General features: G+C 47.7%; 9 protein-coding genes. 6 read left to right on the forward strand and 3 right to left on the reverse strand.

Annotation, left to right across the window (positions count from 1 at the left end; genetic code table 11):
• The first annotated feature begins 127 nt into the window (after positions 1-127).
• Positions 128-679, forward strand: a complete 552-nt coding sequence (locus ACR2PX_RS20705) for an isochorismatase family protein (RefSeq protein ID WP_434001259.1) — start codon at positions 128-130, stop codon at positions 677-679.
• Between the two features lie 38 nt (positions 680-717).
• Here the strand turns inward: ACR2PX_RS20705 and ACR2PX_RS20710 are convergent, their stop codons facing one another.
• From ACR2PX_RS20710 to ACR2PX_RS20720, 3 genes are all read right to left on the reverse strand, one after another.
• On the reverse strand, positions 718-1,113 hold the full coding sequence (locus tag ACR2PX_RS20710; protein WP_434001260.1) for a hypothetical protein: 396 nt from the start codon (positions 1,111-1,113) through the stop codon (positions 718-720).
• A 113-nt stretch (positions 1,114-1,226) separates the two neighbouring features.
• Complete coding sequence (gene recN / locus ACR2PX_RS20715) at positions 1,227-2,912, reverse strand: DNA repair protein RecN (RefSeq protein WP_434001261.1); 1,686 nt, start codon at positions 2,910-2,912, stop codon at positions 1,227-1,229.
• A 139-nt stretch (positions 2,913-3,051) separates the two neighbouring features.
• Positions 3,052-3,936 carry a DMT family transporter gene (locus ACR2PX_RS20720; protein WP_434001262.1) on the reverse strand — a complete coding sequence of 295 codons (885 nt, stop codon included), beginning with the start codon at positions 3,934-3,936 and terminating at the stop codon, positions 3,052-3,054.
• Positions 3,937-4,116: 180 nt separating this feature from the next.
• Here ACR2PX_RS20720 and ACR2PX_RS20725 point away from each other — a divergent pair, with 180 nt between their 5' ends.
• From ACR2PX_RS20725 to ACR2PX_RS20745, 5 genes are all read left to right on the forward strand, one after another.
• A complete protein-coding gene (locus ACR2PX_RS20725; protein WP_434001263.1) occupies positions 4,117-4,845 on the forward strand; it encodes a cysteine hydrolase family protein in 729 nt (242 codons plus the stop codon).
• A 145-nt stretch (positions 4,846-4,990) separates the two neighbouring features.
• On the forward strand, positions 4,991-5,575 hold the full coding sequence (gene grpE, locus ACR2PX_RS20730; protein WP_434001264.1) for a nucleotide exchange factor GrpE: 585 nt from the start codon (positions 4,991-4,993) through the stop codon (positions 5,573-5,575).
• Between the two features lie 260 nt (positions 5,576-5,835).
• A complete protein-coding gene (gene dnaK, locus ACR2PX_RS20735) occupies positions 5,836-7,755 on the forward strand; it encodes a molecular chaperone DnaK (RefSeq protein ID WP_434001265.1) in 1,920 nt (639 codons plus the stop codon).
• A 471-nt stretch (positions 7,756-8,226) separates the two neighbouring features.
• Positions 8,227-9,381 (forward strand): molecular chaperone DnaJ, encoded by a 1,155-nt coding sequence (gene dnaJ / locus ACR2PX_RS20740; RefSeq protein ID WP_434001266.1) that lies wholly within the window; start codon positions 8,227-8,229, stop codon positions 9,379-9,381.
• A 232-nt stretch (positions 9,382-9,613) separates the two neighbouring features.
• Entirely contained in the window at positions 9,614-10,708 is a 1,095-nt protein-coding gene (locus ACR2PX_RS20745) for a calcium:proton antiporter (protein ID WP_434001267.1), read from the forward strand.
• The last annotated feature ends 299 nt before the right edge of the window (positions 10,709-11,007 follow it).

The raw sequence follows: 11,007 nt of genomic DNA on the forward strand, positions 1-11,007 counted from the left end.
GTTTGTGCTTGTTCTACTGCCAATATTGCAGTGTTTCGACAATTTTCAACTGTTTAAAAATCAGGAAGAATAAAAAAACAGATGTATATTCTTAAATCTGCTTTCTCTGTGTCATGACGTATGATTAGTGGTAAACAGGAAGTATTTTGATACCGCAGAATTCTATCGGGTTATTCCAGAGCAGGTAGGCCTGCTTAAGAAGTTTGTGGGTAATGAGAAAGTTCACTTTATTGATGTGAATTATGTCGATGAGGGGCCAACGGTTGCCGAATCACTTCAATGGCTGCAAAAGAAAGTGACTTACAGGCTTTTTCTTAAAGGTCATGATGACGCTTTTCATGTCGTTCCTTCCGACGGTGGAAGAGGGGCTGAAGAACAGATCTCCTCCGAGCTGGATATCTATCTGAAATTCAGGGGAGTGACAGACGTTCATGTAACAGGCTGCTTTGATGGGAACTGTGTTCGCAGGACGGTAAGGGGAGCTTTGCAGAATGGCTACGATGTCTCGGTCGATCGGGAGAGCAATATTCTCTTGAGGACTGATTTTCTCAGAGATTCGTTCATGACTCCGGAGGAGTTAGAAGCCATTGTTAAATTACGATGGAGTGAGTTAACCCGGGACTTTCCTAATCTCAGAATGATTTCTGATTCACGTAACCGTCCTTGTGAGAGTCATTGAAAAGGTTGCAGTGCCTGCTCCATACTTTCTTTCATCCTTTAAACGGAAGCAGACATCACTGCAGCCAGCGTGATCCAGTAAAGCGCCAGAGAAGACAGTGTCAGGGAGAAATACTTCAGTTTTCTTTTACGGGTCTTTTTAAGTTTTCTTTGTTCTTTGATCGCCAGCATTAATAAAACGACAGGTGGCAATAGAAAAAACTGTGGGTTCTCTGCGATATAGTCAATGGTGACCATACCCTCAGTAAACCAGATGCCAATACTGCTGACCAATCCGTAAATAGATAACAGAAGGCTGGCAGGTGTTTGTCGATGGTCTCCACTCCTTATACTGAATGCCAGAAAAGCCAGCGCAGAGATGGGTGTGAGCCAAGGTATCACCAGAAATCCGGTGAGCATGATCAGGATAAATGGAAGAGCGATCAGATCATTCATAGAGATTGTTTTTGTTTTTGTTTTTATTTTTGTATTCGAGTCAGGTATGCAGGATTTTAGGGTTCTCTGGAGGGGAAGAAAAGCACTCCATTGTGAAGTGCTTTGAAAAGGTCTTAGGCTGCAGATTTTGAGTCGGTCAGGCTTAGCATCTCTTTCGCATGGTTCAGTGTTGACTCGGTCATTTCTACGCCTCCCAGCATTCGGGCAACTTCTTTAATCCGACGTTCGCCTTTCAGGCCAACTATCTCGGTGGAGGTTTTGGCGTTGCGGACTTTTTTGCTGACGTGCAAGTGTTGATGTCCCTGGGATGCAACCTGAGGCTGGTGCGTTACACAAAGAACCTGGCTTCTCTCTCCGAGTTCTCTGAGCATGGAGCCTACAATTTCAGCCGTTCCACCGCCAATACCTACGTCCACTTCATCAAAGACCATGCTGGGAATATGGGAGGTTTGTGCCGTGATGACCTGGATAGCCAGGCTGATTCTGGACAGCTCACCTCCTGAGGCTACTTTGGCCAATGCTCGGGGTGGCTGGCCCGGGTTGGTGGTGACCAGAAATTCAATGTCCTCAGCGCCATTAGGCGAAAGGGTGTTACTCTCTGTTGGGGTCAGGGCAATGATGAACTGTCCATGGGGCAGGCCCAGTAAAGACAAACGTTTGGTGACCTTTTTCTCAAGTTGTCTGGCTGAAGAATGACGTTTTTTGGATAGCTTTTCGCATTTGCTCTGAAAATCTGATTTCAGTTCAGTCAGTTTTTGTTGAAATTCTTCTGCGCGTTCATCGCTGAATTGAATGCTCTCCAGTTCACTGCTGAGAGTGTTCTGCTTGACCAGCAGTTCTTCTGGCTGAACCCTGTGCTTTCTTGCCAGGTCGTAAATGGCGCTAAGGCGCTGATCCACTTCCTGCATTCTTGCCGGGTCTTCATCAAAATGATCAATGAAGTGATTGATTTCACCGACCGCTTCCTCAACCTGAATCTGGGCAGAAGATATCATCTCCACCGTATTGTTGATGGCAGGGTGGTCGATTTGCAGATCGCCCAACCGCTGCATGCAGATGGCTAGCTGCTGAAGAATATTCCCCGCTTCGTTATCGGAGCAAATATTGTTGATCTGATGGCAAACAGAAAGTGTGCTTTCAGCATGGGTCAGTTGCTTAAGCTCTTTCTCCAGCTGTTCAAGCTCTCCTTCCTGAAGCGATAACTGCTCAAGCTCCTGCAGCTGGTAGCTGAGCAGTTGAATACGTTCATCTTGCTCTTTGCGGTTGTTGGTCAGTCTATCCAGTTCATGATGAGTCTGATTGAACTGGTGGGCAATGCGGGCAACTTCGCAAGCCAGTTTTTGTGTGCCGGAAAAGTCATCCAGGAGCAGTCGATGACTGTTCTTTTTCAGCAGTGACTGACTTTCATGCTGGCCATGGATATCAATCAACAGCTCGCCTATGGCACGAAGGTCGGCAAGAGGAGACAGTGTGCCATTGATATAGGCTCGGGAGCGCCCCTCTTTCGTAATGACCCTGCGAAGAATGCATTCGTCATCGCTGGTCAGTTCTTTCTCTTCCAGCCATTCTTTTGCTGCAGCGTACTGGCTGATATCAAAAGATGCGTGGATTTCAGCTTTATCCGTGCCCTGACGAACACAGTGACTGTCGGTTCTGTCGCCCGTGGCGAGGCCAAGAGCGTCCAGCATGATTGACTTGCCAGCACCGGTCTCGCCGGTAATGACAGTCATTCCAGAATTAATGTCCAGATCCAGCTGGTCAACGATGGCAAAGTTGCTGATGGACAGTTGGGTCAGCATGATGAATACCGGCTACTGTGAGGTTACTGTTTATATATACAGTAACTCGAAGTGAGGAATTCGTAAAGTCGGAGCTAAAAAAAATCCCCTGATCTCGACCAGAGGAGAGCAGGGGATCGCAAGGATAGATTGTTCTGAATCAGGCAGTGGCTTTGGGGGCAGCTCTATCAAATAACTGATTGATGGCCAGAGCAGCTACGATGACACCCAGTGCCAGCCAGGCAGTAGAAGGCAGTATTTCATGATTCACCAGTGCGCCCAGAATGACGCCAATAAGAGGCACCAGGTAGTTGTTCATGGACGCGAATACTGGCCCGGCTTGAGCAATCAGGGCCATATAAAGGAAGTAAACAACCCCGGCACACATTACCCCCAGATACAGAACTGAAGTGGCGCTGGCGGAAGTCAGTTCCAGTGTCCATGGTGCCTGGAACAGGCTGGCTACGATCAACAGCTGAATGGATGAACAAGTCAAAACGTTGCGGGCAACGATAATGGGGTGCTCATCATTGATCTTCTTCAGCATCAGCAGGCCTGTTGCAAAGCAACCTGAGGCAATAATGATGGCCAGCGCTGCCAGCAGGCTGCTGTGTCCTGTATTGCTGGTCAGCTGTGGGTAGAACAGCAGCAGCAGGCCACAGAAGCCAATGATGACGCTGGTTATACCTGCCGGAGTAATGCGCGATCCTCTGATAACCAGCGGTGACAAAATAATGGTGAAGAAAGGAATGGTGCCCATCAGGATAGCGGTGACCGCTGTATCCAGGTATTGCTGACCCCAGGCGATCAGTACAAAAGGAATAGTGGCTTCAAGCAGGGCGATAAAATTGAAAGTGCCAAGGCGTCGGCCTTCGCTTTTTATGCCAAACAGTATCGTTAGAGTAATCAGTGTCAGGGCGCCAACAGTAGCTCGACCCGCTCCAACCCATACTGGTGGTAAATCATTGACAGCAGCTTGCTGAAAAAGGAATTGGGATCCCCAGATCAGGCCAATGGCCAGTAGGTAAAAATATTTCTTTATCATGCTGCTCAGTATAGGTATTCAAATGTGCGTGGAGTTTATGCAGGCTATTCCCGAGTGAGAAACGAAATTTATTAAACCTTATTTCGAAAACTTTGAACTAACAGCTAGGAGCTAAGGTAGAGGGTGAGATTGGGGTCAGAGGTATCTGGCTAGGTGGATATGAAATAGAAGGTGCTTGTTATGAGGACATATTCTATAAAACGTCAGCACTCAGTAGATATTTGTCGTGGGGCATCCGGGTGCTTCCTGGCAGGACTGCTGTTGTTTACCCTGCTTTTTGGTAGAGGTGTTTCGGGAGGAGCGACAGAGAGTATTTCTTACATTGAGGATTTGGTAGGGCAAGGCAGAAAAGTAGCGGTTGTTCTCATCGATATGCAAACAGGTTTCATGAGCCGGTACATGCAGTCAGAGTTTGTAGAGGTGGTTTCTGAGCAAAATAAGTTGTTAAGCCACTTTGAAGAAAATATGGGTGTTGAGGTCATCGATGTTAATTACTATGAGCATGGTCCTACGTTGTCAGAGCATTTACAGAGTCTCAAGAAAAAAGTCCTGTATAAGCTGTTTTTTAAGAGGGAAGACGGCGCGATAAGGGCCATGAGTGCAGAAGATACGCCCGGAGAGCCATCTCAATTGGATGCGTTTCTCACGTCCAGAGGCATTCAGGAGGTCTTTGTTACAGGCTGCTTTGAAGGCGCTTGTGTTTATAGGACTGTCAGAGATTTTCTTCGGAGGGGATTCAAAGTAACGATTGACCGTAAGCTGAATATTATTGGAGATGTTAAGGATTCAGCTGGCAGGTCATCTGAGGAGATGAAACCCCTGAATCAGGAGAAGTGGCAAAGTCTGAAAAAAGAGTTCGAAACCCTTACAGAAGTCCCTCCACTGATTGAAAGTTATTGTGATATCTAACGCGCCATGATGAAACCATGAGTCCTTGTGTGTGAGGCGAATGCTTTCATTTGCCAAAGAATCCAGAGTATCACCCTTGAATCCTGAAATACTGGCCATATATAAGTCTCATCAAACGATTTGCCTCCCGGTCGGAGATTCTGGAATGACAGTAGAAAACAGCAAACCTGAAGAGCAGGTAGCTAAAGAAGCAGTAGAACAGCAGTCAGATGACAGCCTGCTGAACGAAGAAGGTGGTGTTGAGCTGGACAGTGAAAGTGATCTGACCGGTGGCCTGGAGCCTCAGCTTGAGGCTCTGAATGAAGAGCTGGCCAAGGCAAAAGACCAGACCTTGCGTGTTCAGGCTGAAATGCAGAACATCAAGCGTCGTGCTGAACAAGACGTTGAAAAAGCTCACAAATTTGCTCTGGAAAAGTTTGTTGACGCCCTGATTCCCGTGGTTGATAGCCTGGAGAAAGGGATTGAAAGTGCCGAGCAGGCAGAAGGGGCTCATGAAGCCCTGGTAGAAGGTATGAACCTGACTCTGAAGCAGTTTCTGGGCGCACTGGGTCGCTTCTCGGTAGAGCAGGAAGACCCGAAGGGTCAGCCTTTTGACCCGAATTTCCACCAGGCTATGTCCATGATTCCTAATCCGGATGTAGAAACCAACACGGTTATCGACGTATTCCAGAAAGGCTATAAGTTGAATGGCCGCTTGATTCGTCCTGCCATGGTCGTGGTGTCCAAATAAGTGATTTTGCTGAGAAATATTCGAAAAAAGAATGTTTTTCCGGCCTTGAAATCAAATCGATTGATCCCATATTGATTTTAAAGGCCAAAAACAGCCGCTCACCCTCCATTGGAAAGCGGCCCTCAGCTGAAGAATTGAATCGTTAAAAACAGCCGTGAGCAATAGAAGCCATTTTTTGTCATCACTCATGATGAAAGATCTTTCACGGTAAACGTTTAAAGAATTTCGCTCTGCATACAGGGCAACGGAGAGATTGAATAATGGGTAAAATAATCGGCATTGACCTGGGTACCACTAACTCCTGTGTATCCATTCTGGATGGTGAAAAAGCCAAAGTTCTGGAAAACGCTGAAGGCGGTCGTACTACTCCTTCCATCATCGCTTTCACTGACGATGGCGAGACACTGGTAGGCCAGCCAGCCAAGCGTCAGGCCGTTACCAACCCTGACAATACCCTGTTTGCCATCAAGCGTCTGATCGGTCGTCGTTTTAAAGACGATGTGGTTCAGAAAGACATCCAGATGGTTCCCTACAAAATTGTTGAAGCCGATAATGGTGACGCCTGGGTTGAAGTCAAGGGCGACAAAAAAGCGCCTCCTCAGATTTCTGCTGAAATCCTGAAAAAAATGAAGAAGACCGCTGAGGACTATCTGGGCGAGTCTATTTCTGAAGCGGTTGTTACTGTTCCAGCTTACTTCAACGATGCTCAGCGTCAGGCGACCAAAGACGCTGGCCGTATTGCCGGTCTGGACGTAAAGCGTATCATCAACGAGCCTACTGCTGCTGCACTGGCCTATGGCATGGACAAGCGTCAGGGTGACCAGACCATCGCTGTTTACGACCTGGGTGGTGGTACTTTCGATATTTCCATTATCGAGATCGCCGATGTAGACGGCGAGCACCAGTTCGAAGTTCTGGCTACCAACGGTGACACGTTCCTGGGTGGTGAAGACTTTGACATGCGCATGATCGATTATCTGGCTGAAGAGTTCAAAAAGGACCAGGGAATTGACCTGAAAGGTGATCCTCTGGCCATGCAGCGTCTGAAAGAAGCTGCTGAAAAAGCCAAAATCGAACTGTCTTCTGCTCAACAGACTGATGTGAACCTGCCTTACATCACTGCTGATGCTACTGGTCCAAAGCACCTGAACGTTAAAGTGACTCGTTCCAAGCTGGAGTCTCTGGTGGAAGAGCTGGTTCAGCGTTCCCTGGAACCCTGTCGCATGGCTGTTAAGGATTCCGATCTGGATCTGTCCGAGATCGACGAAGTTATTCTGGTAGGCGGTCAGACCCGTATGCCAATGGTGCAGGAAAAAGTAGCTGAGTTCTTCGGCAAGGAACCACGTAAAGACGTGAACCCTGACGAAGCTGTAGCTATGGGTGCTTCTATCCAGGGTGCGGTACTGGCGGGTGACGTTAAAGACGTACTGCTGCTGGACGTAACTCCATTGACTCTGGGTATCGAAACCATGGGCGGTGTCATGACTGCTCTGATCGAAAAGAACACGACGATCCCGACCAAGAAGTCTCAGGTTTTTTCTACTGCTGATGACAACCAGAACGCTGTAACCATTCATGTTTGTCAGGGTGAGCGTAAGCAGGCGACTGCTAACAAATCTCTGGGTCGTTTCGATCTGTCCGACATTCCACCGGCTCCACGTGGCATGCCGCAGATTGAAGTCAGCTTCGATCTGGACGCTAACGGTATCCTGAACGTTTCTGCCAAAGACAAGGCAACGGGCAAAGAACAGTCCATCGTGATCAAAGCTTCTTCTGGTCTGTCTGACGATGAAATCGATCAAATGGTTCAGGACGCAGAAGCTAATGCGGCTGAAGACAAGAAGTTTGAAGAGCTGGCAGCTGCTCGTAACACTGGCGATGGCCTGGTGCATGCAACTCGCAAAACTCTGGAAGAAGCCGGTGATAAGGCGACTGAAGAAGAGAAGACTGCGATCAACGAAGCTTTGACTGCTCTGGAAGAAGCTCTGAAAGGTGACGACAAGGATCTGATCGAAGAGAAGTCCAAAGCGCTGTCTGAAGCTTCTTCCGGTCTGGTTCAGAAGATGTACGCTGAAGCTCAGCAGCCTGGTGCTGAAGGTGCTCAGGAAGCTGAATCTTCTTCCACTGCAGACGACGCAGTAGACGCTGAGTTTGAAGAAGTGAAAGAAGAGAAAAAATAAACCCATTCCGCGCTGCGGTATGAGTTGATATAGCAGCGCGGGAGCTTTCTCCCGCGCTGTTGTGTTTGAGAGGTTGTTTGAAGAGTGGCTTCTGAGAGACTGTCTGAAAGACTACGAGGTTTTCCAAATAGTTTCTTTTGTGAAAAGCATTTTGCGAGGTTCGTTTTAAGCCGATGATATTCGCAAAATACGTTTCATTCGTTATGGGCATTTGTATTAATAAATCGGGATCAATCCCGATGTGGAGTCTGTATGGCTTACGCTTTCGAGCATAAAATTCAGTAGAGCGAGGCAGTTTTATCGTTGGATTTGTGCGAATAGTTGACCTATTCAAGCGAATTCAACGGAAAAATTGGCCGCTCTTTCTGGATTTTAGGCCGAAATTGTCTTGAGCCATGCAGACTCCTACGAAAGCGATTTGGATTATTTCGGTCAGGTGATCTGACGGAGCCTGACCACAGGGTGTTATTGATGGCAAAACGTGATTTTTATGAAGTACTAGGCGTAGAAAAAGGGGCCTCTGATAAAGAGATCAAGAAGGCCTATCGCCGTATGGCTATGAAGTATCACCCTGACCGTAACCCTGATGATAAGGACGCGGAAGAGAATTTCAAAGAGGTGAACGAAGCCTTTGAAATTCTTTCTGATGACCAGAAGCGTGCCGCCTTTGACCAATATGGTCATGCGGGTGTTGATCCCAATATGGGAGGCATGGGAGGTGCAGGAGGATTTGGCGGTGCCGGTGCCGGTGGCTTCGGTGATATCTTTGGTGACGTGTTTGGTGACATCTTTGGTGGTGGTGGCCACGGTCACTCCCGCAGTTCTGTTCAGCGTGGTGCTGACTTGCGCTATCAGCTAGAGCTGAGCCTGGAAGAAGCGGTTAAAGGCACTACCAAAAAAATCAAGATTCCTTCCCTGGTGGGTTGTAAGTCCTGTGACGGTTCCGGTGCCAAGAAAGGTACCTCTCCTGTGACTTGTACAACCTGTGGCGGTATGGGGCAGGTGCGTATGCAGCAGGGCTTCTTCTCTGTTCAGCAGACCTGTCCTGACTGTCATGGTACGGGCAAGATGATTAAAGACCCTTGTCGTGAGTGCCATGGTGAAGGTCGTGTTCAGGAATATAAAACACTGTCAGTGAAGATTCCTTCAGGCGTAGATACGGGAGATCGTATTCGTCTGGCGGGTGAGGGCGAAGCTGGGTTTAATGGTGGTCCGGCAGGTGATCTGTACGTTCAGGTCAGTGTCGCTGATCATCCGATCTTTCAGCGTGATGGTAAGCATCTGTACTGTGAAGTACCCATTACTTTTGTGGATGCTGCGCTGGGTGGTGAGCTTGAAGTGCCGACTCTGGATGGTCGTGTAAAGCTGAAGATTCCAAGAGAGACTCAAACCGGCAAACTGTTCCGTCTGCGCGATAAAGGTGTCACTCCTGTGCGAGGTGGCGGTCGCGGAGATCTGATGTGTCGTGTAGTTGTGGAAACTCCGGTTCATCTGACAGAGCGTCAGAGAGAACTGATGGCGGAGTTGAAGGAAACTTTTTTAGCTGAAGGTGAAGATCGTCAGTCACCGAAAAAAACCTCGTTCTTTGAGGGTGTGAAGAAGTTCTTCGACGACATGGCCTCCTGATTCCTCTCTGCTTTTCTAAAGCCTGTAGCGATGACTTGTTGCTACAGGCTGCTTCCCTTTTCTTCTAAACGTATGGCTCCAGCGCCAAACCTCAACTATCTTGTAGAAGCTTTTTGAAGGTGCTTCCATAACTTGTATGTGGAAGTGGTTTCACTGTTTTCTGTTGAAATTCCACTGATGCAAGAAAGTTAGTTTTCATTGTGATGATGAAATGCTAATTGCGGTAAAGCGAATGAAGCACCCTTCGGTTTTAACCTCAGAGCCCGGTCTGTATGCAGGTATTGCTGCATCGGTCTTCTTTTATTCATTGTGTACTCGGTATCTGACAACAGGTTCTTCTGCCTGGGTCAGTCTGGGGCTGTTTATTCTGCTGTTTTTGGCCATGCTCTGGTCTTCCTTCGGGGTGGTTCGTCATGCTGACGGGCTGGCTGTGCAGTTGGGTGAGCCTTATGGCACTTTGATTCTGACTCTCTCCGTCATCAGTATTGAAGTGATTATGATTTCTGCAGTGATGTTAACAGGCAGTCATAATCCGACGCTGGGACGTGATGTTATGTTCTCGGTTCTGATGATTGTGCTGAATGGGTTGGTGGGGTTGTCTCTGTTGCTTGGGGGGATGCGGCATGTTGAGCAGACCTTTAATTTGCAAGGCGCTAACTCGTTTCTTGGCATACTGATTCCTTTGGCGGTGTTGGGTTTGATTTTGCCTAACTTCACTGAGTCAACCCGGGCGGGAACCTTCTCTATTGAGCAGGTGGTCTTTCTGGTTGTGATGAATGTGGTGCTTTACGTAGCCTTTCTGGGTATGCAGACCATGCGTCATCGCAACTATTTTATCGGTGAAAATGATGAGCCTGATCATGGGGGTGAGGGGCGGTTGTCGGTTTCAACTCATACTCTGCTTTTAGTCTTCTACATGATTCCCATTGTGCTTTTGTCCAAGAAGCTGGCTGTTATTGTGGATTATGGTGTTTCTGAACTGGGTGCTCCGGGAGATCTGGGTGGAATGATCGTGGCGATTCTGGTGCTCTCTCCAGAAGGTATGGCGGCTATCAAGGCGGCTCAGGTCAATAATCTACAACGTTCGATTAATATATGTCTTGGGTCTGCGCTGGCAACGATAGGAATGACTATTCCTGCGGTGTTGCTGATTGGGATTATGACATCCAATACCATTGTATTGGGCTTGAATAATGTTGAAGCGCTTTTGCTGATGCTCACATTGCTGGTTTCCATGGTCAATTTCTCCTCAGGAAAAAGTAACCTTTTTCAGGGGGTGACTCATCTGACGCTTTTCTTCTGCTTTATTATTCTGATTTTTGATTGAGAGAAACGCAGGTGAAACTTTCTCTTCAATGATTCATTTGTGAACTACTTTTTAAGTCATAAATTAATAAATCTAATGAGACATTTATGGCAGTTCGCATCTTGTCTGCGTTGGGCTCAATTCTTTTCTTGACCGGATTTATCGGTTGAGCGTAAAACCCCGTACTTTGAGTGCGGGGATGTAAGCTCGTCGGCGATAGCCGACTAATGCGGTGTTCTCTGCTGCTGAACGTACTGTTTGATGACTTCTTTTGATGACTTCTATAGGAGCGCCACCGCAGCTTGCAGCAAAATAACTTG

It is taken from the genome of Endozoicomonas sp., from assembly GCF_051008435.1.
In the GTDB taxonomy this organism is placed as follows: Bacteria; Pseudomonadota; Gammaproteobacteria; order Pseudomonadales; family Endozoicomonadaceae; genus Endozoicomonas_A.

Coding starts and splice junctions, on each gene's coding strand:
- ACR2PX_RS20710 (WP_434001260.1), bottom strand. CDS start 1,113: ATGAATGATCTGATCGCTCTTCCATTTATCCTGATCATGCTCACCGGA.
- recN (WP_434001261.1), bottom strand. CDS start 2,912: ATGCTGACCCAACTGTCCATCAGCAACTTTGCCATCGTTGACCAGCTG.
- ACR2PX_RS20720 (WP_434001262.1), bottom strand. CDS start 3,936: ATGATAAAGAAATATTTTTACCTACTGGCCATTGGCCTGATCTGGGGA.
- ACR2PX_RS20725 (WP_434001263.1), top strand. CDS start 4,117: ATGAGGACATATTCTATAAAACGTCAGCACTCAGTAGATATTTGTCGT.
- grpE (WP_434001264.1), top strand. CDS start 4,991: ATGACAGTAGAAAACAGCAAACCTGAAGAGCAGGTAGCTAAAGAAGCA.
- dnaK (WP_434001265.1), top strand. CDS start 5,836: ATGGGTAAAATAATCGGCATTGACCTGGGTACCACTAACTCCTGTGTA.
- dnaJ (WP_434001266.1), top strand. CDS start 8,227: ATGGCAAAACGTGATTTTTATGAAGTACTAGGCGTAGAAAAAGGGGCC.
- ACR2PX_RS20745 (WP_434001267.1), top strand. CDS start 9,614: ATGAAGCACCCTTCGGTTTTAACCTCAGAGCCCGGTCTGTATGCAGGT.